This is a genomic window from Varibaculum vaginae (assembly GCF_900604285.1).
In the GTDB taxonomy this organism is placed as follows: domain Bacteria; phylum Actinomycetota; class Actinomycetes; order Actinomycetales; family Actinomycetaceae; genus Varibaculum; species Varibaculum vaginae.
The window spans coordinates 190,763-214,700 of record NZ_UWNY01000001.1 but is presented as its reverse complement, the minus strand read 5'-3'; the positions used below and the strand labels follow the sequence as shown (position 1 = coordinate 214,700).

At 52.9% G+C, this 23,938-nt stretch carries 20 protein-coding genes and 3 tRNA genes; 5 read left to right on the top strand and 18 right to left on the bottom strand.

The window, feature by feature from the left end; genetic code table 11:
- Positions 1-2 precede the first annotated feature (2 nt).
- The 4 genes from EFB02_RS00915 to EFB02_RS00900 form a co-directional block, all read right to left on the bottom strand.
- Positions 3-677, bottom strand: coding sequence for a type II secretion system F family protein (locus EFB02_RS00915; RefSeq protein WP_122819534.1), 675 nt, complete (start codon positions 675-677; stop codon positions 3-5).
- Complete coding sequence (locus tag EFB02_RS00910; RefSeq protein WP_122819533.1) at positions 674-1,897, bottom strand: TadA family conjugal transfer-associated ATPase; 1,224 nt, start codon at positions 1,895-1,897, stop codon at positions 674-676. The genes EFB02_RS00915 and EFB02_RS00910 overlap by 4 nt, the downstream gene beginning before the upstream one ends.
- Positions 1,894-2,967 carry a CpaE/TadZ family protein gene (locus EFB02_RS00905; RefSeq protein ID WP_122819532.1) on the bottom strand — a complete coding sequence of 358 codons (1,074 nt, stop codon included), beginning with the start codon at positions 2,965-2,967 and terminating at the stop codon, positions 1,894-1,896. Before EFB02_RS00905 ends, EFB02_RS00910 begins: the two co-directional genes overlap by 4 nt.
- Before the next feature lie 255 nt (positions 2,968-3,222).
- Positions 3,223-3,987 carry an LppM family (lipo)protein gene (locus EFB02_RS00900; RefSeq protein ID WP_122819530.1) on the bottom strand — a complete coding sequence of 255 codons (765 nt, stop codon included), beginning with the start codon at positions 3,985-3,987 and terminating at the stop codon, positions 3,223-3,225.
- A gap of 288 nt (positions 3,988-4,275) precedes the next feature.
- Between EFB02_RS00900 and EFB02_RS00895 the strand changes: the two genes are divergently transcribed.
- On the top strand, positions 4,276-6,105 hold the full coding sequence (locus EFB02_RS00895; protein WP_122819528.1) for a phosphoenolpyruvate carboxykinase (GTP): 1,830 nt from the start codon (positions 4,276-4,278) through the stop codon (positions 6,103-6,105).
- A 255-nt stretch (positions 6,106-6,360) separates the two neighbouring features.
- On the opposite strand, the gene EFB02_RS00890 is transcribed toward EFB02_RS00895, so the two are convergent.
- A complete protein-coding gene (locus EFB02_RS00890) occupies positions 6,361-7,266 on the bottom strand; it encodes a cation diffusion facilitator family transporter (protein ID WP_122819526.1) in 906 nt (301 codons plus the stop codon).
- A 126-nt stretch (positions 7,267-7,392) separates the two neighbouring features.
- On the opposite strand from EFB02_RS00890, the gene EFB02_RS00885 reads away from it, so the two are divergent.
- Positions 7,393-8,304 carry a phosphoribosylaminoimidazolesuccinocarboxamide synthase gene (locus EFB02_RS00885; RefSeq protein WP_122819524.1) on the top strand — a complete coding sequence of 304 codons (912 nt, stop codon included), beginning with the start codon at positions 7,393-7,395 and terminating at the stop codon, positions 8,302-8,304.
- Positions 8,305-8,810: 506 nt separating this feature from the next.
- Here EFB02_RS00885 and EFB02_RS00880 read toward each other — a convergent pair.
- From EFB02_RS00880 to EFB02_RS00860, 5 genes are read right to left on the bottom strand one after another with little or no spacing between them, the layout of a single operon-like run.
- The gene (locus tag EFB02_RS00880) at positions 8,811-9,059 is read right to left on the bottom strand and encodes a GlsB/YeaQ/YmgE family stress response membrane protein (protein WP_122819522.1); all 249 of its coding nucleotides are present in this window, start codon (positions 9,057-9,059) and stop codon (positions 8,811-8,813) included.
- Positions 9,060-9,081: 22 nt separating this feature from the next.
- Positions 9,082-9,978, bottom strand: a complete 897-nt coding sequence (locus EFB02_RS00875) for an EamA family transporter (protein WP_122819520.1) — start codon at positions 9,976-9,978, stop codon at positions 9,082-9,084.
- A gap of 17 nt (positions 9,979-9,995) precedes the next feature.
- Positions 9,996-10,829, bottom strand: coding sequence for an endonuclease/exonuclease/phosphatase family protein (locus EFB02_RS00870; protein WP_160115342.1), 834 nt, complete (start codon positions 10,827-10,829; stop codon positions 9,996-9,998).
- Between the two features lies 1 nt (position 10,830).
- The gene (gene msrB / locus EFB02_RS00865; RefSeq protein WP_122819516.1) at positions 10,831-11,232 is read right to left on the bottom strand and encodes a peptide-methionine (R)-S-oxide reductase MsrB; all 402 of its coding nucleotides are present in this window, start codon (positions 11,230-11,232) and stop codon (positions 10,831-10,833) included.
- Positions 11,233-11,235: 3 nt separating this feature from the next.
- Positions 11,236-12,420 carry a mechanosensitive ion channel family protein gene (locus EFB02_RS00860; protein ID WP_122819514.1) on the bottom strand — a complete coding sequence of 395 codons (1,185 nt, stop codon included), beginning with the start codon at positions 12,418-12,420 and terminating at the stop codon, positions 11,236-11,238.
- A 166-nt stretch (positions 12,421-12,586) separates the two neighbouring features.
- On the opposite strand from EFB02_RS00860, the gene EFB02_RS00855 reads away from it, so the two are divergent.
- From EFB02_RS00855 to EFB02_RS00845, 3 genes are all read left to right on the top strand, one after another.
- Positions 12,587-12,659 (top strand) — tRNA-Glu (locus EFB02_RS00855).
- A 33-nt stretch (positions 12,660-12,692) separates the two neighbouring features.
- Positions 12,693-12,766 (top strand) — tRNA-Asp (locus EFB02_RS00850).
- Positions 12,767-12,786: 20 nt separating this feature from the next.
- Positions 12,787-12,862: transfer RNA gene (locus EFB02_RS00845), tRNA-Phe, on the top strand.
- A gap of 40 nt (positions 12,863-12,902) precedes the next feature.
- Here the strand turns inward: EFB02_RS00845 and thiL are convergent.
- The 8 genes from thiL to EFB02_RS00805 form a co-directional block, all read right to left on the bottom strand.
- Positions 12,903-14,051 (bottom strand): thiamine-phosphate kinase, encoded by a 1,149-nt coding sequence (gene thiL, locus EFB02_RS00840; protein ID WP_122819512.1) that lies wholly within the window; start codon positions 14,049-14,051, stop codon positions 12,903-12,905.
- Positions 14,052-14,131: 80 nt separating this feature from the next.
- Positions 14,132-15,721, bottom strand: a complete 1,590-nt coding sequence (locus tag EFB02_RS00835) for an ABC transporter permease (RefSeq protein WP_122819510.1) — start codon at positions 15,719-15,721, stop codon at positions 14,132-14,134.
- 8 nt (positions 15,722-15,729) lie between these two features.
- Complete coding sequence (gene modA, locus EFB02_RS00830; protein WP_122819508.1) at positions 15,730-16,527, bottom strand: molybdate ABC transporter substrate-binding protein; 798 nt, start codon at positions 16,525-16,527, stop codon at positions 15,730-15,732.
- Complete coding sequence (locus tag EFB02_RS00825) at positions 16,524-16,928, bottom strand: TOBE domain-containing protein (RefSeq protein ID WP_122819506.1); 405 nt, start codon at positions 16,926-16,928, stop codon at positions 16,524-16,526. Before EFB02_RS00825 ends, modA begins: the two co-directional genes overlap by 4 nt.
- 213 nt (positions 16,929-17,141) lie before the next feature.
- On the bottom strand, positions 17,142-17,918 hold the full coding sequence (gene narI / locus EFB02_RS00820) for a respiratory nitrate reductase subunit gamma (protein WP_122819504.1): 777 nt from the start codon (positions 17,916-17,918) through the stop codon (positions 17,142-17,144).
- Positions 17,919-17,922: 4 nt separating this feature from the next.
- Positions 17,923-18,648, bottom strand: a complete 726-nt coding sequence (narJ, locus tag EFB02_RS00815; protein WP_122819502.1) for a nitrate reductase molybdenum cofactor assembly chaperone — start codon at positions 18,646-18,648, stop codon at positions 17,923-17,925.
- Positions 18,645-20,138 carry a nitrate reductase subunit beta gene (gene narH / locus EFB02_RS00810; RefSeq protein ID WP_122819500.1) on the bottom strand — a complete coding sequence of 498 codons (1,494 nt, stop codon included), beginning with the start codon at positions 20,136-20,138 and terminating at the stop codon, positions 18,645-18,647. The genes narJ and narH overlap by 4 nt, the downstream gene beginning before the upstream one ends.
- A 41-nt stretch (positions 20,139-20,179) precedes the next feature.
- Complete coding sequence (locus EFB02_RS00805; protein ID WP_122819498.1) at positions 20,180-23,881, bottom strand: nitrate reductase subunit alpha; 3,702 nt, start codon at positions 23,879-23,881, stop codon at positions 20,180-20,182.
- Between the last annotated feature and the right edge of the window lie 57 nt (positions 23,882-23,938).

Here is a 23,938-nt window from a genome sequence, read left to right as displayed (position 1 = left end):
GGTTACGCTTTTTCGGCTTGGGCAACAAGGCGAAACATCCATAACATCCCGGCGCAAAGACAAATCAGACCGGCAAGCGCGCTGATACTAGCCAGTCCCCCAGCAAAGATACTCCTCAAAGGATTAGCTCCGAGAAGTGTTCCCAAGGCGATTCCTCCCACGGGCAAAAAACCCAAGATGGTTGCGGAGGCTTTCGGGGCGGTCAGGGCTAGTTTGCGAGCCTGAGCTGCCCGTGAAGCCTCGGTAAGAGAGTCGGCGCAACCACTTAATACCTCGGACAAAGGAGCGCCTACTGCCTCAGAAAAGCGCAGAGCAGCGAGTAAACCGGTAAGTGCCGCCTGTTCCCAAGTGGTTAAATAGGGTTCGATAGCAATCTGCAGATCTGTCGTACTGGCAGTTTTGGGGCGAGCAAATCCGTGTCGGGGCAAGGTCTTGATCCAGGCAGAGGTGGGGTCAGCTCCCGCGTTTAAGCGGCTAGCAACTTCGATTACTGCCGATGCCAGGTGCGGTTTTGCCTCCAAGTGGCGTCGAAAGAAAGTGGTGGCACGCCCGTAAAATGCGGAAAGTCCTGGCAGAGGCAGATTCTTCTTCTTTGAGACTAACGCATCCGGTAAATGCCAAGGGAGCCCCGCGGCCAGCAGTAAAAGCGCTAGTAAAATGGTGGATCCCCAGTTCATACTGCCTCCGCAAATTGAGTTAAATCTATATTGAGCAGCTTCGATAATGCACGCCACCCCGGCGCGCGCAGCAGCTGACCCGTAGGGGTAACTCTTAGAGCTAACTGCGCTGACAAACGAGAATCAGTCCAAACTGGAATCCCCACCTCAGAAATATAGCGGAGAGTTCGCCCGCGCTCAGTTACTCGGCAAATCTGAACGAAGGCATCAACGCCGGCAACTACTTGCGCTCCGATAGTAGCTTCCGGCATGAGCGCTAGGGATCCCAGTGCTACCAGGCGAGCAGGAATATCAGTGACTGCGTTAGCGTGAACGGTTGCCCAAGTACCTTCGTGACCGGTGTTCATAGCAGAGAGTACTTCGCGCACTTCTGCGCCCCGGCATTCTCCCAGTACGAGGCGATCTGGGCGCATGCGCATTGCCGCACGTACCAAATCTGACATGGGAACTGCCCCCGCACCTTGCACATTGGCGGAACGTTCTTGCAGGTGAACCAGGTGAGGGTGAACGGGAAAAAGTTCGGAAACTTCCTCGATACACACAATCCGTTGATTAGGGGGAACCATTTCAAGGAGGGCAGACAGCAAAGTTGTTTTTCCGCTGCCGGTGGCTCCCGCTATGAAGCAGGAGGCGCGCTGGTGGACTAAAGCAGCAAGTACGGGTGCTAACGCCGGGGCTACCGTTCCAGATTTAATCAGCTCAGCGAAGTTTAGCCCGCGGGCACGGGGGCAGCGCAGGGAGATAACGGGAGAGGGAACTGCCAGGGGAGGTAGTACTGCGTGCAGGCGAATCCCACCAGGGAGAGTACCGTCAGCAATCGGTGACGCATCGTCCAGGCGTTTCCCGGCTACTCCGGCTAACCTCACGGCTAAAGCCCGTAAATCTGCTTCGGAACCGAAATTAATTTCAACTTTGCAGAGGCCGCGACCGTTATCCACCCAAACTTGCTGGGGGCCATTAATCAACACATCGGTCACCAAGGGATCTTGCAATAGGGGCGCAAGTTGCGGGCCAAATCCTGTAAGCTCAGAATTTATCTTTGCTAGATCCGCTAGGAGTTGCCCTGTTCCCGCACCGGCGGGGCTTTCTTTTCGTACCACCTCGGCAGGGCTATTACCGGCTGCGACTTGCAAACGTGGATCCGCGATGGAAGCAGCGTATTCTGGTCGCGCAGTCAGGGTGTTTATTACGTGATGCAGTCTTGCTTGAAAGCGATTCATTGTCTGTCCTCTAAAATTTCTTGCAAAAGCCGGGCTAGGTGCGTTTTGAAACTAGGTGGCCAGAGAGAACCTAGACTTTGGACTTGGAGACGCTTTAATTCGCGGCAATGAGGTAAAGATAAGGTTTTTTGCCCGCTTGTAGAAAGCGTGTTGGGAGCGCGATTGTTCACCAGCCGTATTCCGCGGCGGTGAAGCTGGAGTAAGATCTGTGGGTTTTGTGCTGAAGTTTGATAATCGCTAACTACTAAGGTTTGTCCCGGTAACTCAAGCGGAATTCCGGAAGAGTACATATGACCCCAATCCACGACTATCAGGGAAAATGAGCGGACAAGTAATGAAAATACATGAGAAATATGGGGAAGATGGAAGCTGTCGAGCTGTAGGAAATGAGTTTTATCTAAACGAGGTAAAACCATCCGTAAACGCGAAGCTAACAGATCATCGGCAATATTTAGAGAAGAAAAGTGGGGAACAGATGGAAAACCCAACTTACCTGGCCCCTTCGCATATTTGGGAGACTGAGCGGAAGTGGACTGCTTGGTGGCATCCACATAGACCGAATCTTTGGCACTGTTTGCTAAGCCAAAAGCGGTCGTCGAGGTGCCAATTCCTGGCTTTATTCCAAAAATGTTAATCACCCGTGCCCGTGGGGGATAGCAGTACTGATCTAACTTCGTTAATAAAGGAGATATCTGACGAGGTAGCTGGAAAATACCAGTTTGATTCCAGGTTTTCTTCGGTACGTTGATTCCGTGGACTGCCGCGTATCTTTGCGGCAGATCAGAGGGTGGAGGATTGTCTTTTAGTGGCGGGGTTTCCCCGGAAAAGCTGGCTTTAATTATTGCCAGATCATGCGGGAAACCCTTTGGGAAAATGTTTTGGGCGGTGACAACCACTCGCAAGGCGGGGGTAGTGGGAGAAAGTGAAGTAGTGAAATGAAAACCGGCGAGAGTGAACGTCTGGGATAGAAAATATATTTCCGCGCGATTAAAACCCCAGATTAGACAGGTAGGGTCGTAGCGGATGGCGCTGGAGATACTCCCGCGACATGTAGGTGAAACTTTTGACACCACTGGCTCCTTTCGGATGAGGCTATGCGAGTAACCTCAGGCTGGAACCAGGGTGATGTCAAGAGCAAACCTGCTGGGACGCTCGCAGGAAAATACAAGCTTACTACCCCCTGGGGACAGGATATTTTCGGAGAAAAACACCAGAAAAGGCGATGAGGGAGCAAGCTAACCCGGAAGCATTAAAAATATTAGGGGACGTACATCAGAACCCCCATTTATTACGGCTTTAGGGTAGAGATGGTGCGCAGGAATAACCTATTTGCGTCCTCGACGCCGGGAATGCTTTGTCCGTCGCCCGCTCGAAGAGCCGCCTAAATCCAGGTAGCTTAAAGCTCGCAAGAACAGCTTGCGACAGGAAGCAGTGAAAATCCCCAGAGCTTGCATTATCTGGTTCCAGATGGGGACAATGCGCGGATGCTTACGGAGGGCTACCAGGGTGGTTATTGCGACTACCAGAATCACCAGGAATGCGATTCCCCACTTTTGGTTCATAGTTATCCCTGGGTGATCTTGTCCGCGCACTTCAAACCCTTTTACCAGGGCTTGCGGGGTAGTCCAGGTGACGGTATTGTCCTTTACTTGTGCTCCTGAAATGGCGTCAGTTCTTAATACGGGGCCGGGGAAAGTAATCGTCAAACGGAACTGATCGGTTTGGGCATCCAAGAAATCTAGGCTCTGTACTGGTTCCAGTTTCACCAGGTAACTATCACCGATATGTTTAATGGTCACGAAGGGTTTCTTAGCCTGGGAAATATGCTGTGCTTTTACCGTAATGGTGCAGTCAGAAACCTTCTCGGTAGATTTATCCTTTATCGCAACTTGCGCAGTTTTAAGGTAGTTCTCAATTCCTGGGATTTGGTCTTTGCATTTGATGTTTTGTGCGGTACGTGGCTGAGTTAAATGAGTGCTAAACGAGTAGGTGTCGTTCTCGTAAATCTGCATCTGAGTACTAGCTTCGCAGCCTGATAGCAGCAACGCCAAGGGCAGTAGTGCCAACGCTAAAAGTCGTTTGCGTTTCACTTCGCTGCCTCCTTGAGTGCCGGTATAAACACCCGCTGCCTCTCTTTCACTTAATAGCCATCATACTGTAAGGAACTGCTGATACCGGAGATATAGTTTTAGCTCCCTATGAAAACTGTCTTAGAAGGTGTCCTATGGCCTAAAGTTCTGTCTAATATGAGCCAGGTCATAGATGTTTGGGTAAGTTTTAGACTTCCGCAGTAGAGAATGTGACGGCGATGAAGGACAATAGAGGGGTAAGAGCAACCATGTGTTGCCGTGTCGAGTGCCGCAGGAGGCAAGAGATAAATGACAGTGACTGAGAAAGATGTGCTAGCTGCCGCCCCGAAGAACGCGCCCAAAGAGGTCGTTGATTGGGTAATCAAAGTTGCAGAACTGGCGAAACCGAAAGCGATTGAGTTTTGCGATGGTTCCGAAGAGGAATGGACTCGTCTAACCGATCTCATGGTTGAGACCGGGATGTTCACCCGTTTAAATCCGGAAAAACGTCCTAACTCCTTCTTGGCACGCTCGTTGCCCTCCGATGTGGCGCGGGTGGAGTCCCGTACCTTCATTTGCTGCGAGAAGGAAGAGGATGCTGGCCCCACCAACAACTGGGCAGATCCCAAGCAGATGCGTGAGACCCTGCATGGAAAGTTTGACGGCGCGATGGCTGGCCGCACCATGTACGTGATCCCCTTCTCCATGGGGCCGCTGGGTGGCCCGATTTCCCAGCTGGGTATTGAACTGAGCGACTCTCCCTACGTGGTTTGCAATATGCGGATCATGACCCGCATGGGTGCCAAGGCTATGGATCTCATCAACGAGGGACGTCCCTGGGTTCCGGCGGTTCACTCCGTAGGTAAGCCTCTCGCAGAGGGCGAGACTGACGAAGCCTGGCCCTGCAATGACGAAAAATACATCACTCACTTCCCGGAAACCAATGAGATTTGGTCCTTCGGTTCCGGTTACGGCGGGAACGCCCTACTGGGCAAGAAGTGCTACGCCCTGCGTATTGCTTCTACCATGGCTCGCCGTGATGGCTGGATGGCAGAGCACATGCTGATTCTGCGTCTGACCGACGAGAAGACCGGTGAACAGTTCCATGTAACTGCGGCTTTCCCGTCTGCATGTGGCAAGACCAACTTGGCGATGCTGCAGCCCACCATCCCCGGATACAAAGTTGAAACCGTTGGTGACGACATTGCCTGGATGCGTCCGGGCGAAGACGGCACCTTGCGCGCCATTAACCCCGAGGCCGGTTTCTTCGGAGTTGCCCCGGGCACCTCTTACAAGACCAACCCGATGGCTATGGAGACCATGAAGGAAAACTCCATCTTCACTAACGTAGCCTTGACTGATGATGGCGATGTCTGGTGGGAAGGCATCGACGGAGAAACCCCCGATCACCTGATCGATTGGCATGGTAAAGACTGGACTCCGGAATCTGGCGAAAAGGCCGCTCACCCGAACTCCCGTTTCACCACTCCGGCTGCGCAGTGCCCGATTGTTTGCCCCGACTGGGAAGCTCCCGAGGGCGTTCCGGTTACTGCCATCCTGTTCGGTGGACGTCGCGCTACTAACGTTCCGTTGGTGGCTGAGCAGTACTCCCCGGCACACGGCGTGTTCATTGGTGCTTCCGTTGCCTCCGAGCAGACCGCTGCCGCAGAGGGCGCGGTTGGTTCTCTGCGCCACGATCCCTTCGCGATGTTGCCCTTCTGTGGTTACAACATGGCTGACTACTGGGGTCACTGGCTGGAAATGCAAGAGAAATTGGGCGAGAAGTTCCCGCGTATTTACCAGGTTAACTGGTTCCGTAAGAACGAGGACGGCAGCTTCTTGTGGCCGGGCTATGGTGACAACGCTCGCGTTCTAGACTGGATTGTGCGCCGCGCTTCTGGCAAAGTTGACGCCATCGAAGGCCCGACTGGCTACTACCCCAAGTTCGAGGACTTCAACCTGGAAGGCACCGGTTTGGGTCGGGCAGAATGGGACAAGATGTTCGCCATCGATCCCGATGCCTGGTTGGCTGAAACCGAAGACACCGAGAAGTACTTCTCGCAGTTCGGTGACAAACTACCTAAGGCGATTGCTGATGAGCTCACAAAACTGCGTGAGCGTTTGCAGGCGCTGAAGTAACCTCCTTGTAGGAGTTACCTCTTTTCTTTGTGAGATATAAGAGGGGCGGCCGGAAGCGAAAGTTTCCGGCCGCTTACTTATTGTCCGCATGTGCATTCCAACTTGTTAAAACGCTTGGTTCAAGATCCGAGGTAATACGAGCTTTCGCAAATTCCGGGAACGATCATTTATATTGATCGTTCCCGGAATTTTTTACTCATACTGTTACTGGGGTAATCGCAACAAGTAATGGAAAATAATAGTAATAGCTATCAGCTAGTGTTCCAGGGTCTCGTGGGCGGCGTGGCCTTCGGGCTCAATCTGCAGGGTGCAGTGTTCGATTCTGCGGGGGAAATGGGCTTTCATGCACTCTTCTACCTGGTGTAATACTTCTAGGGCGTGCCCATCACGGTAGCACTCCTCGGCGATAATAATATGTGCCGATAGCAGCACAGTTTGAGAATTTAACGGCCATACGTGCAGATCATGGATACCGGTCACATGTTCTACCTCTAAGATGTGTTCCCGGATATGCTCTACATTCAGTTCACTGGGAGCACGGTCAAGTAGAATTGCCCCTGCCTCTTTTAATAACTTGTAGCCCCGTGGTAACATTGCCGCTGCAATCAGCAGAGAAATTATTGCATCAACACGGGTAATACCGGTTATACGAGTAATTAGTCCCCCCACTATTACCCCAACTGAAGAAATCGCATCGACTGCTACCTCTAAGAATGCAGCACGAATGTTCAGGTTATCGTGGTGACGCCCTAGCATCACTACCATAGAAACTAAATTACCGATTAGGCCGGCTAACGCCCAGATGGCCATTTGGGTACCGTCAACCGGAACCGGGGTGATAAGGCGAATAATCCCGTGATAGCCAATAACCGCGCAGATTATAATGATCATCCCCGCTTGTAGACCGCCAGCGATAGCCTCTAGGCGCGCGTAACCATAGGTCATGGCACCAGTCGCGGGACGGGTTAATAATGTGGCAGTGAACGCTGCTAAGAATAACCCGATAGAATCAATGGCAACATGACCGGTGTCGGCAGCTAAAGCAAGAGAACCGGACAAGATGGATCCGGTGAGCTGAGCAACCAGAATCGCCAATGTTATCCCGGCAGCAATCAGTAGCCGATTGCGGGTAGAGTCGGCAGCGGGAGCATGCTGATGCAAGGCCTGGACACCTCCAACTTAGCTATACCTAAATTTCTATGGTGTTTCCTATTTTAACCATAGGAAGTTATATATATTTATACGCAGCTGTCACATATCTAAATAAAAAATGTAAGAATGATAAACATGTCGTCAAGTGATACTCCGGCGTTGCGTGGATGGCGCCATTTATTTTCGGGTAAAGAACGAGAGATTTACTATCCTGCGGGGCAGTCAGCGCATGACTCAGATACGGTTCTGATTGTAGCTACTGATCGTTTCAGCGCCTACGGTCAAGTTTTTCCCACAGAAATTCCCGGTAAGGGTATCGCCCTCACTCAATTGACTACCTGGTGGTTGGAACAATTGGGGGAATCGGTTCCCAACCATTTCCTATCTACCTCCTCGGTGCCCGAGATGGTAGCTGGACGAGCCATGATTTGCCGTCGCCTTGATATGTACCCTCTGGAGTGCCATGTTTCCGGGTACCTAGCTGGGGCGGCCTGGCGAGAATATCAGGCCAAAGGCACTATTGGTGGAGCACGGATGCCCGAGGGTCTGCAGCAGGATCAAAAGCTAGAGAAGCCAGTTTTCAATCCAATAGCCAATACTCAGATGGGTCGCCACGATAGCAATGTTTCCTGGGAGGCCTTACGGTCGCTAGTTGGCAGCGGTCGAGTGGATCAGATTATCGAATATTCGCTGGATTTGTATGCGCGAGCCGCCAAGATCGCTCTAGAACGTGGGGTTATTTTAGGATCCACCAAATTCGAATTCGGATCAGCTCTTCCCTATGGGGGTGAGGCCATAGTCTTGGGTGACGAGGTACTGACCCCGGATTCTTCACGTTTCTGGAATGCAGATAGCTATGAACCGGGTAAGCGAAACCCGCAGCTAGATACCCAAATTTTGCGGGACTGGGTGGACTCTGATGCATGCCATTGGCGACCCTACAAATTAGAAGATCCACCGGAGATTCCCGTAGATGTGGTGAAGCAAACATCCGATCGCTATAAGGAAATTTATGAAACCCTCACCGGCCGCACTCTAAACGAATAGCTTGTAAATTATTAACAGCTTTCATCCACAGCTTTTGCTGCGCTTTTGAAGCTGTTAACAACCCTGTGGATAATTTCTGTGGATAACTATTTTCGTGACACCCTTAAAGTTGGAAAAGTCAAATTTTTGGCGATTACTCTCAGGTAAACCTTGAGGGTATTAGGGGTTTGAGCTGGTAGTAACAGTATTGAGGCTTTGACCAGTCAGAGCACTAAAGTTTGCTGGTTCCCTGGGGATAACCTGCGGAAAACTATGCTAATAATTTGTGAAGTTTGGCGGCAATGTAAAGGTTTTCAACCCCATTTACCTGGATACTCTGTGGAAGAATTCTCTCTCGCGCCCTCAGGCTTACACCCTCTAGTCACTATTTAAGGGGTTAAAGACATTTCAAGTATCAAATAGTGCCAATAAGAAAAAGTTGCTGCCCGACAAACAACATGCCGGGCAGCAACTAAAAGTTTGTAAATCTAAGAGTCGAAAGTATTTAAACTCTTCGGTAGCCGGGGCTACTTTTCTTTCTTGTTAGTGATACCTAGGTAGGCGCTGATCAGAACCACAGCTACTACGATAGCTCCTAGGAACTGCAAGAATCCGTTCGTAACTCCCACCTTTAACAAAAGCCAATCAGCCAGAGCCGCAGATACCATCCCGATGATTATGGTGATAACCATGCCTATGTTCTGCTTGCCCTTCATAAAGAACCGAGCTAGAGCTCCAATGATGCCGCCACCAATAATCGAACCAATTAATCCCATTTTCTTCTCCGTTATATCTTCTCTAGTTGTTAGGCGTACTCTCTCTGTGTAACATCCCGGGACGGTATTGTGCAAAAGCAACCGCCAGAGAAATGCATAGCAATCCCACGATTTCTCCTACATTTGGCAGGTGGCGAAGGGCTATCATCGTTACCAGCTCACTAATTGCCGGCATTAAACAAGCTAAGAGCGAAAAGATATCTGGGCCTAGGCGGCGAAGCGCCACTTGTTCCAAAGGAAACGGCAGAGCAGTACAGAGCACTCCTACCGCAATACAGCAAAACAGAATCCAGCCGCTTTGCCAACCCTTAGCGATTTCCGACAACCCCACCAAGGGGACGGTCAGGATTGCTGCTATAAACAAACCCATTGCTAAAGCATCTTGCCCGTGGCCGGCGGCGGCGAGTTTTTGCCCCACTACGATATAGCCTGCCCAGCAAAAACCGGCCGCAATAGAAAAAGCTAACCCAATTCGCGCCGCAGAAGTGGAAATATCCAGGCCAATTCCAGAAATAGATGCCACCCCGACCCCCGCGAGGATTGCCGCTATCCGAGTACCCCAGCCGCGTCCTCTAAAAAGTGCCACCACTACCGGCCCTACAAACTCGATTGAGACACAAGTACCTAAGGGAATCCGGGAAATAGCCTGGTAAAACGTCATGTTCATAGTGGCAATGAAGATCCCCAGAACCGTTGCGGCTGCTACCTGGCGCCAAGTCAGATTACGATGAAAAGGCCGGCGAATCAGCACTAAGATCACGGCGGCTATGGTTATTCGCCACCACGCCACCGTAGTCGGACTCATCAGGTTAAACAACCAGACAGTCGCGATTGCCGCCCCCGAATATTGCGACAAACCGGAGCCTACAAAAATCAGAGGCGCGGGAATTCGATCAGAAAATTTCCGCATGTTCCCCATAGTTACCCCTCCTACAGTTATGACTGCAATTCCACGAATAATGCGCGGTGATCAGATATCGGCATTTGGATAGTGTCTATTGCCAAAACCTGGCAATTCGGGGGTGCGAATAACTGATCAATCTGGAAGGTGGGCTCACTGGCTGGAAAGGTAGGTGCAGTCGCTAAAGTTAAATAGGGATAGAGGGCGCGAGTGGCCTCCTCGCGTAGATTAAAATCCCCCACCAACAGCGGCGTTGCCTTTCCTGCCCGTAAAGAGAGCCCTTCCCAGGAGCGAACTAGCTGTCTTTTAGCGGTAGCTACTCCCAGCTCTAGGTGGGTGTTTCCTAGTAAAAACCGTCCCTGTGCAGTAACAATTTCTGCCCCTAGTAGGCTTCGGGTTTGCCCGCCATAGAATCTCCAGGTAAGTGGATTCCAGCCGGAAATTTTAATCCGTGGAGGAGCCGCCCCCAGCTTGGCACTCACCCAACGGCGTACCGGATGCGGGGTTAATATCGCCACTCCATACCCGCCCAGCAGGGGGCGATTAGCCTGAAACAGGCGATGATGAATAGCCAGGGAACTGGCAGTTAACACCGCTGGAAATCTGACCCCAAATGTTACTTGACCGGTGAAAAAGCTTAAAAATTTGTGTTGCCATTCCTGTCCGGTAGCCTCTTTTAAAGCAGCGACGAGGACACGGGATTGGTCTTGGAATCCTGATCGCATTTGGTGATAGTCAACTTCTTGTAAGCAGATCGCATCAGGGTGGTAAGCGGCAAACAGTCGGGCTAACTCCTGCCAGCAATCCCTAGATGAACCTATGTCCTCAGCCGTAGTACCGTGTTGAAGATTTGCGCTGATAATCCGCATATTATTCGGCCTGAAAATCCAGGCAGATCGAATTAATACAGTAGCGTTGCCCAGTTGGCATATCCGGTGCGTCCTCGAAAACATGTCCTAAATGGCAGCCACAGTTAGCGCAACGAACCTCGGTTCTGACCATCCCGTGTGAGGAGTCGCGATGGTAGCTGACAGCGGCGTCTTCGGGTTGGAAAAAGGCTGGCCACCCGCAGTGGGAATCAAATTTGGTATCCGAGCGGAATAGCTCGGCGCCGCAGCCTCGACAACGGTAAATCCCCTGCCGATTTTCGTAAAGATATTCTCCAGTACCCGGGCGCTCAGTGCCCGCCTCACGCAAAACGTAATATTCCTTTGCATCTAGTCGCGCCCGCCACTCGGGCTCGCCAGCCGTGTGGGGATCAAACTCACTCATGTTTTATCCTTTCTGTGGCTGATTTTCACCGACTAATTCGCGTGCTAGTCGATGAACTTCCTCGTCGGAACGGTCACGATTAAAATAGCGGACTTCTTGCGGCTGAATTCGCCGGGAAACCAGCGCCCACGGAACCTCTTTCACCAGCCATTGAATTAACTGTTCTCGCAGATAGCATCGGAGCGTCCATAAATCTGAACTGTCGGCTGCGGAAACCGCGATACGCACGGTCTGACAATCGGCGTTCATGTCGGAGACATCTACGCTGGCGCTGCGTCCATCCCACAGCTCAGTACCCGATAGTAGTAAGTCCACTTGCGCGCGGATGGAATCTATAGGTGCAGAATAATCGAGATAAAGTTCGACCATTCCCACCTGCTGGGTATGTTTACGTGTCCAGTTCTCGAATTTTTGCTGAGTGAAATGGGTGGAAGGCACAATCATGCGACGTTCATCGTAGAGATTTAGTACCACGTAAGTGAGGGTGATTTCCTCTACTGTTCCCAGTTCTTTCGCATTTTCTAGGCCGGGTACCTGCACTTTATCGCCTACCCGTAACGCATCAGAGAGCGCAATCTGCATCCCGGCGAACACGTTAGCTAAAGTCGATTGGGCTGCCAAAGTTGCCACAATCGACGCCACTCCAGCTGAAGCCAACATAGAACCCATCGCCACCTGGGCAGAAGGGAAAGTTAGAATCGCGCTGGCGATACCTACCACCACAACCACGGCTTGAAGCACGCGCCTAATTACTTGTGCTTGGGTAAGCATTTTGGAGCGATTACGGGAAGGCTTGTCTTGATTGGCTTTAACCGCAACGTCCTCAATCAGGTAGCAAATACGGGTGGTAAAGAAAGTAAACACCAAAATGACAGCGATAAGTAGCCCGTGACTGAAGCGCCCAATGCCGGTAGAACTTTCAATCTCTAGGCCAGAGGTGGTGTATTTCCATCCCAGGTAGGCTCCCAAAATTACCATAGTTAGGAAGAAAGCGCGGGTGGCACGTTTCAGGATTAATTTGGTGAGAGGTTCCCGCCTGGCTACCAGTTTCACAATCGTGGTAGCCACCAATGCCAGCACTATCCCGGAGGCTACCCCCACGCCCATGCCGGCGAGACTAGTTAGCCAGTCGAATACTTTTTCGACAGTTTGATCGGATGCGGAGGTTTCCCAAGGTTGCAGCTGCATATTCCTAGACTACGTTTCACCGGAAAAAAATGCAGTTATTGAACTGCTAAATTACTGGGTAAACCTTAGTTGTGAGAGGCTTCATAGGTGATTGCTTTGCCTTTAGTCGCCTTTGCCCGGTAAGCTTATTCAAGTCTGAGCCGAGGCCTTTGGGCCAGGCCGCAAGGCCCCCATCGTCTAGAGGCCTAGGACACCGCCCTTTCACGGCGACGGCACGGGTTCGAATCCCGTTGGGGGTACGATCCGCCAAAAGGTGGAACACAAATGAATATGGCCCAGTGGCGCAGTTGGTTAGCGCGCCGCCCTGTCACGGCGGAGGTCGCGGGTTCGAGTCCCGTCTGGGTCGCAGGTCTTATTAGACCCCTAGGCTCTGTAGCTCAGTTGGGAGAGCGTTCGACTGAAAATCGAAAGGTCACCGGATCGATGCCGGTCGGAGCCACCATCGTTACTTTTAATATTTGTAGTTATTTATTTTCTTGCTGTTAACCAGCGAAATGATCCCAACCTTGCTGGGAATGTGGTTTCCCATCTATCGATAACTGTGCTTCTATAGTTTTATTCGCACAGGTAGAAGAATCGGCACTACTTACATCCTCATTACTGGTTGTGCAGCCCGTTAAATTCCTAGAGGAATTAGCTGCTATTACTTGTCCGATGGGGGAAAATCCGGGAACCGAAAATCCTGCGGGAGCAGTACACAGGAGTCCGTGGTCTTCCCCGCCGCCGAGAACCCAATCCCAGACTCTAATCCCCAGGATATTAGCAAGCCCCGATAGACGTTTCGTGTATTTTTCCAGTAGTTCGCGTCGTAAATCAATCACCACTCCGGAAGCGACAGCTATTTTTGTCCCATCCCGGGTTAGTCCATCGGAAACGTCCATCAAGGCGTGAGCTCCTGCCCCCGCTAATTGAGACGCAAGATCAGCGGGAACTTGCGGTACTTGATAGCGGGAAACCACCTCTTTAGCGAGGTCGCGTAACGCTTCCGGGAGAGTAGGATTATTTATCGCTGCTTCGGGGCTCTCAAAGCGTTCTAGCAGTGCTAAACCGGCGGCTGAATCCCCCAAGTTACCTGCGAAATATACCAGATCACCTGGTTCTGCCCCACTACGCATCAGGGGAGGGCGCCCTTGTAAGTCCCCGATAACCGTAACCGCTAACTGTAGGCAAGATCCGGAAGACAGATCCCCACCTACCAGTGCATATCCGTAGCTTTCTAATCCTTTTGCTAGCCCGGTAGCGAGGGAGCTAATCTCGAATTTATCCATATTTTTAGGAATAGTTACCGCCGCTACCGCGCTGTGGGCGCTCGCCCCCATAGCCGCAATATCGGCAGCATTTTGTGCTGCGGCACGCTGACCGATCTGCTCGAGGCTCATCCAGTCGCGGCGAAAATGTACTCCTTCTACCAACACGTCTGTGGAGATGACGGAACGGGAATCAGGGTGAGATAAAACCGCACAATCGTCCCCGGTTCCCACCAATACTCGAGGGTGAGTGTGTAAATCGCGGCTAAAATCAGCAATCAGGCGATCTTCTGCCGTAATTGGGGTTGGAACGACCTTAAATAGAGGCTGAGAGGGAGAGGGGGGAGTAGTCTGCTCGCTTTTTGTGGGGTGCGGGATTCTCATAGCTGTTAGCTTACCTGCAGCACGCAAGCACCTATACCCCTATTATTGGTCTCTTTGTTTCGGCTAGATTGCTGGCGAAGTTATTTGATGGCGTTATCTAACTGGGCTTTCCGAGTTAGTTGCTGCAAGAAACGATCTTCAGTTTCCTCGAAAAGATCCCGCCAATAACCGCGCTGGGTAATTTTTCCATGTTTTAATACCACCACCTGGCAATCTAGGGCAATCACATCGGTTAAGTCGTGGGTGACTTGGATAGTGGTGGCTCCCCCAATGCGTTCTCTTAGTAACAGCCGCAATTGATCGGCTACTTCTACGTCCAATGCGGACATCGGTTCATCCAGTAACACTACATCCGGTTCGATTGCCATAGCACGGGCAATGGCGGCGCGTTGCTTTTGACCTCCCGAAAGCTGGTTGGGGCGGCGTCGTTCCAAGGATTGCATTCCCACAGCCGCCAGTTGGGTGCGTGCCGACTGTTGGGCGTGCTGCTTATCAATTCCCAGGCAACGCAAACCGAAAACCACGTTGCTTAGCACGGACATGTGCGGAAATAACGCGGGATCTTGGGCGAGTAATACGATTCGAGGCTGGTCTACGCTCCATTTAATAGAACCAGAATCTGGTATCAGCGTACCCGCCAGTAGGGAGATAATCGTAGATTTCCCGGCTCCGTTGGGACCAAGCAAAGCAGTGGAAGAACCAGGGTTAATATCCAAATCAACATCCAGATTACGAACCCCTATTTTTGCCTCCAGGTGTACCCCGGGGCCTGTCCGCTTTTCACGGGGTGCTTGCTTTGAAAACCCGCTGACCGTATGAGCTGTCCCGGGAATTTCTCCTTGTTTATGCCTGCCCATTAGGTGCGAATACCAATAGTCGGAAAGTACCTGGGTGCCACCCACCATCACTATAGCTAGGGCGATAATCACTAATGATAAAGAAAGTGCCAGGTCAGTATCAGTTTCTCTTTGCAAATAAACCTCTAGGGGCAAGGTGCGCGAGATAGCCTGCAAAGAACCGGCAAAAGTAATAGTTGCCCCGAACTCTCCTAGGCAACGGGAAAACGCCAAGGCGGTTGCAGAAACAATCGCCGGTGCTGATAAAGGCAAAGTTACTTGTAGCAGAGTGCGGGTACGGGAAGCCCCTAAGCCCCTAGCCGCGGCCTCGTATTGGAAACCGCGAGTACGTAGCGCTCCCTCCAAAGAAGTAATCAGGAAGGGCATCGCCACGAAAGTTTGGGCGATAACTACCGCTAGGGTGGTGAATCCAATCTGAATTCCCAAAAGATCCAGTTTTGAACCGAGAATTCCCATACGTCCCCAGGTGATCAGCAGTACCAAACCGGCAACTACCGGGGGTAACACCATGGGGAGAGTGACGAAGGTGCGTACTAGGCGGGGAAAGAAACCGTTTTGCGCCTGAGAAAGCCATAGCGCCAGAGGTACCCCGAAAATGATGCACAGGCCGGTAGATATCAGACAGGTTTTTAAAGATAACCAGAGGGCGTCTTGGCTTTCGGCAGTAACCAGCAATTGGGGAATCTGTCCCCAATGTACGCGCATAACCAAAGCGCCGAAAGGTATCAGGAGGAAAAGTAACGCTAAGGCGGCGGGACCCCACAGCCACGCTGGAGATCCTGCCGCCTGATTAGCTCCGAAAGATTTACGCAAGGGTAGCTTTAGTTCTTATCTTTTGACCGGGGAGCAGAGAAACCGTAGTTTTCTAGGATCTTTAGCCCCTTTTCAGACAGGACGGCAGCAATGAATTTCTTCGCGGCTTCCTGGTTCTTGGAAGCTTTCACCAATGAAATCGGGTAGGCATTAATCACCTGATCGATGCCGTCAACCTTGATAATTTCCACTTTGTCGCCAGCAGCGAGAGCGTCAGTACGGTAAACGAGTCCCGCATCGGCTTCTCCGCTTTCTACTTTGCCGCGTACGTCGGTAACTTTCTGTTCTTCAGAGGCGGGTTTGAGGGTGACCCCCAGCTTTTCCTGTAGTTCCTTCGTAGCGTTACCGCAGGGCACTCCCTCGGCGCACACGACTAGTTTCTTACCCTCCAAAGAAGCATCGAGCCCAGTGACCTTGGCGGGATTCCCCTTGGGAACTATTAGTTCCAAAGTGTTAGAGGCGAAAGGCTTGACGTCGGTAACTAAATCTGCATCGGTTGCCTTGGTCATGTTCTTTTCATCTGCAGAAGCAAACACGTCGGCTGCCGCACCGTTCTTTAGCTGATCTACCAGGGTAGATGAACCCTCGAAAGAGAATTTTACTTCGATATTGGGATCTGACTTCTTTAGTACTTTCTCGACAATTTCGGGGAAAGCCTTGTTTAGGGAGGCGGCTGCAAACACTGTCAGCTGGGTTTTTTCTGCCGGAGCTTTGCTCTGCGTAGCCTTAGTACCGCCAGAGGGGGAGCAAGCACCCAGAGCCAGGGCGAGCCCGGCTGCTAAAGCAACAAAACGAATTTTTTTCACAGTTTGCCTCCTTCCGGAAGTTGCACTGAAACGTTAGTGGCTTTGACCTGGGCAGTGGCTACTGAACCTATTTCCAAGTTCAGTTCTTCGACTGCTTCGGTAGAGACTAGGGATACTACCCGGTAGGGTCCGCATTGCAGGTCTACCTGGCTCATCACCTGGCCTTTTTTCAGAGCTACCACTAGTCCTTGGAAGTGGTTACGGATGGATTCATTCGGTTCTTCCCCCAGGCGGGTGGCAGCCGGCCGCTCCTGTAGGAAACGAGCTACCGAGGCTCCGTCTACCCGCTTTGGACCGGATCCAGCAACAGCTTCGATTAGGTTTTCATCGAGCCAACGGCGGATGGTGTCATCACTGACCCCCAGCAGGTTGGCAATAGTAGATATCCGATAATTAGGCATAAAACCAGGTTATCGCAAAAACGAAAAAAATATCTGAGAAATTAAGGTAGTGCGGAAATAGTTCGAATAAAATTGCTAATAGAAAAAATAGATTCAAGTATTAAAGATTTAGTAAAACCGGCTGGCGGACGCGAAATTCTTTAAAGATAAGACACCTCAAGGATGCCGGCTCGCTCAAAAAGCAAACCGGCGTCCTCGGAAAAATGGTCTGTTTTAAGCCCCTTGTGCAGGCGCCCTGCCAGCGTCCTCACCGCCGGCGACAGTTGCCCGCACCGGAGTCCAACCCGGCTTTTCCGGGCTAGCGGCAGTCGCGGGGCGCCGCGAGCGGTAAACGATCGGAGGACGGGTAACGTAACCCACCGGAGCCGAGAGCACGTGCACTAGGCGGGTGAAGGGCCACACCGCCAACAGCAGTAAACCGGCAATAATATGCAGTTTGAAACTGAGTGGCACATTCGCCATTAAATCTACTCGCGGCTGCAGCATAAACAGGGATCGCAGCCACACCGAAATCGTTTTGCGATAGTTGTAACCGCCATCAGCCCCAAAGAGCTGGTTGGCAGCAGTAGCTATCGCCCCCAGTGCCAGGGGGATAGCCAAGAAAATGTAGGCAACCAGATCCCGACCGGTAGTAGCGAACCGCACCGAATGGTTGACGAAACGCCGCCACAGCAAACCTATAAAACCCACTAGCGCCGCAATCCCCGCGACGGTACCCCCAACGGTGGCTAGCAGGTGATATTGATGCTGGGAGACCCCCATGGCTTCCGTCATCCAGTCGGGGATAATCAGCCCCATAAAGTGTCCCAACAGTACGAACAGGATTCCGAAATGGAATAGCGGAGAAGCTATTCGTAGGATTTTAGCTTCCCGTAACTGCGAGGACTGGGAAGTCCATCCATACTGGTCAGAGCGATAACGCCAAATCAAACCGGCAACTAGCAGCGTAATGCAAATATAGGGAAATACTCCCCAAAACAACACGTCCATTACTTCACCCTTCGCTCGCGGTGTCTGATCGAACCGGGGCTAACTGCGGCCACGGTAAGTTATTACTGTCATCCAAGCCCACCAATTCGGTAGGCGGACCTTGACGGATGAGGCGCTCCATGCGCTCGGTGGTTTCCCTATCGGCTTCGCCCAATATCATGCGTAGGGCAGCGACCACTTTCTGCCAGGGAGAATCTAGTGAGCACAGCGCAGCGTGCAGCACTTCTATTCCTTCACGGCTAGCCGTGATTGCGCTTAAGACTAGGGCTAAATCTTCGCCCTCACAGCGGGCAGCTAACTCCAAAACCCGCGGTAGATAGTCAGGTAGCGATTCGCGGTGGGGAGGTTCGAAACCTACGGCGCTAAATAAATCCGAAAACACCGTCAGCGCGATCCCGCGTTGCCGGGTATCTCCAGTGGCGTAATAGGTCAGCTCCAGGGCGCAGCGACGTTTGCGGTCAAAAGTCTCCACGTAGTCCTCTTGCACCCCGCGTACCCCACGCAGGCGTGCCCAGGAACAAAACTCCCCAAGTTCCCGGCCGATCTCCTGAGGCAGTAGTTCAGCTTCCGCTTTTACCTGGGAAAGGATTTCCTCTAGGTTATCGCCGGGGTAATCCAAGAGTAGCGCGCACGCCATAAGGGCAGCCGAGCGCTGCTCCGCCGCGAGTGCCACCGCGTTTACCGGGGGTGCCTCCTGCCGGCTCGGAATAAAGGAAACCTTAGCGCTCACCGCGGTGCCCTCCCGATTTCCACCGGGACTTTACCCGAGGACGCGCCCTGACCCACCGGACAAATATATTCACTGGGGGTACGGGCGGTTTCGGGATGAGTGGTGGGAATAACGTAGCGATCTTTATATTTAGCGATTGATAGCAGGCGGTACATGGCTTTTACTTGTTCTTCGTTCATGCCTACCGCAGCCGGGATTTCCGGATTCGGTTGGTCACCCAGATTAATATCGCGCATATAGGAGCGCATAGCCGCCAAGCGTCGCAAAGAAAGTTCTACTGGCCGCGGATCCCCGGCAGCAAATAGGTCTGCTAAATACTCCAGAGGAATACGCATAGTGGCGAGGGCGGTCAGCAGCACCTGGTGGTTCTCCCCATCGGCTCCCGAAGCGGTTACTGCCTCTACTACCGGCGATAACGGGGGAATGTACCAAACCATCGGCAGGGTGCGGAACTCGGGGTGCAGGGGCAACGCCAGAGAGTATTCCACGATCAACTTATAGACTGGAGACTTTTGTGCCGCCTCGATGAAAGATTCCGGAATCCCGCTGTGCCGCGCAGCCGCAATCACCTCCGGATCTGTGGGGTCCAACATTACATCGCGCTGCGCCTGGTAGAGATCCGTTTCCTCCTTGACTGCCGCCGCCTGGCTGACCCGATCCGCGTCATAGAGGATAACCCCCAGGTAACGCAGTCTGCCTACGCAGGTTTCGGAGCAAACCGTGGGGTCACCAGCCTCGATCCGGGGGTAACAGAGGGTGCATTTTTCAGCCTTGCCGCTCTTGTGGTTGAAATAAACCTTCTTATAGGGACAACCCGAAACACACATCCGCCAACCGCGACAAGCATCCTGGTCAACCAGGACAATCCCATCCTCGGTACGCTTATACATCGCTCCCGAGGGGCAGGCGGCCACACAGGTGGGGTTCAAACAGTGGTTACAAATCCGCGGCAGATAGAACATAAACGAATTTTCAATATCCGTCTTTACCTGCTGATTCATCTTTTTAAGGATGGGATCATCCTGCATGGTCTCGGTAGAGCCGGCCAAATTGTCATCCCAATTCGGCCCCCACTCAATGTTCTTTAGGGGCTTGCCGCTCATCTGGGAGCGCGCCTGCGCCACCGGTAGTGCTTTAGAACCTGCCGGAGCGGACAACAACTTGTCATAGTCATAAGTCCAGGGCTCGTAATAGTCGTCTATCTGCGGCATATTGGGGTTGGCAAAAATCTTTGCCAGCTGCGCGAGCTTGCCCCCAGAACGCGGAACTAACTTGCCGGAGGCGGTGCGCCGCCAACCGCCCTTCCACTTTTTTTGATCCTCCCAGGTGCGCGGATAGCCGAGCCCGGGGCGAGTCTCCACATTGTTGAACCACATATATTCAGTGCCGGTACGGTTAGTCCAGGCCTGCTTACAGGTCACCGAGCAGGTGTGGCAACCAATGCACTTGTCCAGGTTCATAACCATGACCACTTGGCTCATTACTTTCATGACTGGTCTCCTTTAGAGAAAATGCAAACTGCCACTGACATTTAGAACTCAACCTCCTGGCTGCGGCGGCGAATATAGGTGACTTCGTCGCGTTGGTTACCGGTAGGACCGGTGTAGTTGAAGGCGTACGAGAACTGCCCATAGCCGCCCAACAGGTGAGTTGGTTTGATAAAGATGCGGGTCAGAGAGTTATGGGTACCACCCCGTTTACCGGTTGACTGGTTAAGCGGAGTGTGGGTGATCCGTTCTTGTGCGTGATGCATAAACACGGTGCCTTCCGGGATGCGGTGGGAGACAATCGCGCGGGCGCTAACCACCCCGTTACGGTTATGGGCTTCAATCCATTCGTTATCGCGCACCCCAATCTTGGCGGCATCCTGCGGAGACATCCACACGGTTTGTCCGCCGCGACCCAGGGTCAACATATAGAGGTTGTCGAAATACTGGGAGTGAATCGCCCATTTGTTGTGGGGAGTGAGGTAGCGGACCGCGACCTCGGCGCTGGGAGTGCCATCCCCACGCACCATGCCCGGCGCGGGTTCCCCAAAGAGGTGATGCAAATCCAGTGGAGGACGATAGGTGGGCAGGGATTCCCCGTAGGCACACATCCAGTCGTGATCCAGATAGTAATGCATCCGGCCGGTCAGGGTGTGCCACGGTTTGAGGTACTCTACGTTTTGGCTAAACGCAGTGTAACGCCGGCCTCCATGTTCACTGCCTGACCATTCGGGGGACGTAACCACTGTCTTAGGGGCCTGTTGCACATCGGTCAAAGTGATCTGGTAATCAGCGTGCCCGCGTGACATTTCGGTCATATCCCCAGCGGCGCCCACCTTTTCGGTTAGGGTCTTAAAGCCCTGGGTGGCGAGGCGTCCATTGGTGGTGCCCGAGAACTTCAAAATGAACTCGGCAGCAATCTGGTCGGTGTCTAGGCGCGGACGTGGCCCGATCGCAGTCTCGATTTCTCCAAACTGTTCGCGCATTTCCCGCAGTTCTTTATCGGGGGTGAAAGGCACGCCTTTGGTACCCATCCCCATTTTTTCAATCACCGGCCCCAGGGAGTTAAATTTCTCCCCGATCTTGGTGTAATCACGCTCGATGGGGATAATCTTCGGCATATTGACTCCCGGCACCCAACCACATTCCTCGCGCGGAATCACTACCCCGGCGGGATTAGCCAGCTCATCCGGGCTGTCGTGGTTCAAAGGAGCCGCCAGGAGATCCAATTGGGTACCCAGGTGATTGCTCGCCATCTTGGAGACCAGCTGCGCTAAATCTTGGAACAACTGGAAATCAGTGCGGGCTTGCCAAGGCGGCAAGATCGCCGCGTTAAAAGTATGCACATAGGGGTGCATATCGGTACTGGACAAGTCATGTTTCTCATACCAGGTGGCGGCAGGGAGCACCACGTCAGAATGCAAAGTGGTAGAAGTGTTGCGGAAATCCGCAGTTACGACCAAATCCAATTTGCCTTTCGCGGCCTGCTCGCGCCAACGAACGTTACGAGGACGCTGATCTTCCGGAACTTCCTCGGCCTGAACGTCATTATCGGCGCCAATCATGTGGCGCAAGAAGAACTCGGTACCCTTGGCAGAGGATCCCAACAGGTTGGTACGCCAACTAAAGAGGACGCGCGGATAGTTAGCCGGGTTATCCGGATCTTTCGCCGCGAACTCTAGCTTTCCGGCAGCTAGCTGTGCGGCCACATAGTCGGCTGGTTTCTGCCCGGATTCTTGCGCTTGCCGCCCCAGCTCCAGAGAAGACCGGTTGAACTGTGGGTATGCGGGCATCCAGCCGCGTTCAGTGGCTTCCAATAAAGAATCCGCAATATTTTGCGTGGGAACCTTCGCCACGCTCGCGGGCGAAGTCAAGCGGTCGGTGGTCAGCGAATCGTAACGCCACTGGTCAGTGGTTAAATACCAGAAACCGGTGGAGATCATTTGCCGGGCGGGACGCTGCCAGTCCAGGGCAAATGAATATTGGGTCCAGCCGGTAATCGGGCGTACCTTTTCCTGACCCACGTAGTGCGCCCAGCCGCCACCGTTAACCCCCTGGGTGCCGCACATCGAAGTCAGCGCCAGGATAGTTCGGTAAATCTGGTCAGAGTGGAAATAGTGGTTAGTGCCCGCGCCTAGAATAATCTGGCTGCGTCCTTTGGAATCGAGGGCGTTTTGCGCGAACTCGCGGGCAATCCGGATGGTGGCATTAGCTGGCACTCCGGTGATTTCTTCCGCCCATGCGGGAGTCCCCGGGTTGGAGGAATCCTGGTAATCCTCACCCCAAATGCCCGGAAGACCGGCACGTTTGACCCCGTACTGAGCCAGCAAAATATCGTAAACCGTGGCTACCAGATGACCGTCAACCTTGCGGACTGGCACCCCCCGTTTAATCGTGCCAGCACCCACGGAGCTACCTTTACTTTCCCCGGCCACCAGGTCAAAGCGGGGCAGGGTGATTTCAGCGCTTTCCCCGCCCTCTTGATACAGGCTGAGCTGGGCGTTTACCCCCTCCATCTTTAGGTTCCAATGACCTTTACCTTCCGGAGTGAAACGGTCAGCCAAGGTGCCGCCCGGGTCCTTCACGCTGCCGTCGGCATCCATTACCAGGAAACGGAATTCCGGCTTTGGTTTTTCTTTAACTTCTGCCGGCAGGCTAGACACATCAGCGGCGCTTAAGAATTTGCCCGGCACCAGCCCTTCGGGGGTTTCTTCTAGCTTTACTAGGAAGGGGGAGTCAGTATAGCTACGCATATAGTCCAAGAAATAGGGAGACTGTTTGCCCACGTGGAACTCGTTTAGAATCACGTGCCCCATCGCGGTAGCTAGCGCCCCGTCGGTACCGGGATTAACCCGCAACCATTCATCCGCAAACTTGGTGTTATCGGAATAGTCGGGGTTAATCGACACCATCTTTTGCCCGTGGTAACGCGCCTCGGTCATAAAGTGCGCATCCGGGGTACGGGTGAGCGGCAGGTTTGAACCCCAAACTAGTAGATAGGAAGAGTTAAACCAGTCGCCAGCTTCGGGAACATCGGTTTGATCTCCAAACACCTGGGGGCTGGCGACCGGAAGATCGGCATACCAGTCATAGAAAGATAGGTTTACCCCGCCGATCAATTGCAAGTAACGGGCACCTGCCCCGAAAGAAACCATCGACATGGCGGGGAGAACCGAGAATCCGGCGACCCGATCTGGGCCATAGTCTTTGATGGTGGCTACGTTCGCGGCGGCTACGATCTCCAGCGCTTCCTCCCAGCTGGTACGCACCATGCCGCCCTTGCCGCGCGCTGATTTATAGGCGGCGGATGCTACCGGATCGGAGGTGACTGCCCGGAAGGCATCTACCGGGTCAGGATGGGTTTGTTTCGCTTTGCGGTAGGCATCTAGCAGCACTGAACGTACATAGGGGTGACGAATGCGGGTGGGGGAATATTCGTACCAGGAGAAGGCGGCGCCGCGCGGGCAGCCGCGAGGCTCATAGTCGGGCATGTCAGGGCCGGTAGAAGGATAATCGACCGCCTGCGCCTCCCAGGTGATCAGCCCATCTTTTACGAATACCCGCCAAGAGCAAGAACCGGTGCAGTTCACCCCATGCGTAGAGCGCACCACTTTGTCATGGCTGAAACGTTGCCGGTAGAACGCATCCGCTTCGCGCCCTCCGACCAGGAACATTTGGCGAGCATCCTGGCTTACCTGCCCGCGCCTAAGCTTCGCACCTAGTTTTAATAACGAAGAACCAGCCATTTTATTTTCCTTTGAGTTTTGTGCTTACTGAGTTTTGATCCTGAGGACGACGCTGCG

Bases quoted from the DNA above. Each gene is read 5' to 3' on its own strand.
- EFB02_RS00915 (WP_122819534.1), bottom strand. From the start codon at position 677: ATGAACTGGGGATCCACCATTTTACTAGCGCTTTTACTGCTGGCCGCG.
- EFB02_RS00910 (WP_122819533.1), bottom strand. From the start codon at position 1,897: ATGAATCGCTTTCAAGCAAGACTGCATCACGTAATAAACACCCTGACT.
- EFB02_RS00895 (WP_122819528.1), top strand. From the start codon at position 4,276: ATGACAGTGACTGAGAAAGATGTGCTAGCTGCCGCCCCGAAGAACGCG.
- EFB02_RS00885 (WP_122819524.1), top strand. From the start codon at position 7,393: ATGTCGTCAAGTGATACTCCGGCGTTGCGTGGATGGCGCCATTTATTT.
- EFB02_RS00880 (WP_122819522.1), bottom strand. From the start codon at position 9,059: ATGGGATTAATTGGTTCGATTATTGGTGGCGGCATCATTGGAGCTCTA.
- EFB02_RS00875 (WP_122819520.1), bottom strand. From the start codon at position 9,978: ATGGGGAACATGCGGAAATTTTCTGATCGAATTCCCGCGCCTCTGATT.
- EFB02_RS00870 (WP_160115342.1), bottom strand. From the start codon at position 10,829: ATGCGGATTATCAGCGCAAATCTTCAACACGGTACTACGGCTGAGGAC.
- msrB (WP_122819516.1), bottom strand. From the start codon at position 11,232: ATGAGTGAGTTTGATCCCCACACGGCTGGCGAGCCCGAGTGGCGGGCG.
- EFB02_RS00860 (WP_122819514.1), bottom strand. From the start codon at position 12,420: ATGCAGCTGCAACCTTGGGAAACCTCCGCATCCGATCAAACTGTCGAA.
- thiL (WP_122819512.1), bottom strand. From the start codon at position 14,051: ATGAGAATCCCGCACCCCACAAAAAGCGAGCAGACTACTCCCCCCTCT.
- EFB02_RS00825 (WP_122819506.1), bottom strand. From the start codon at position 16,928: ATGCCTAATTATCGGATATCTACTATTGCCAACCTGCTGGGGGTCAGT.
- narI (WP_122819504.1), bottom strand. From the start codon at position 17,918: ATGGACGTGTTGTTTTGGGGAGTATTTCCCTATATTTGCATTACGCTG.
- narH (WP_122819500.1), bottom strand. From the start codon at position 20,138: ATGAAAGTAATGAGCCAAGTGGTCATGGTTATGAACCTGGACAAGTGC.
- EFB02_RS00805 (WP_122819498.1), bottom strand. From the start codon at position 23,881: ATGGCTGGTTCTTCGTTATTAAAACTAGGTGCGAAGCTTAGGCGCGGG.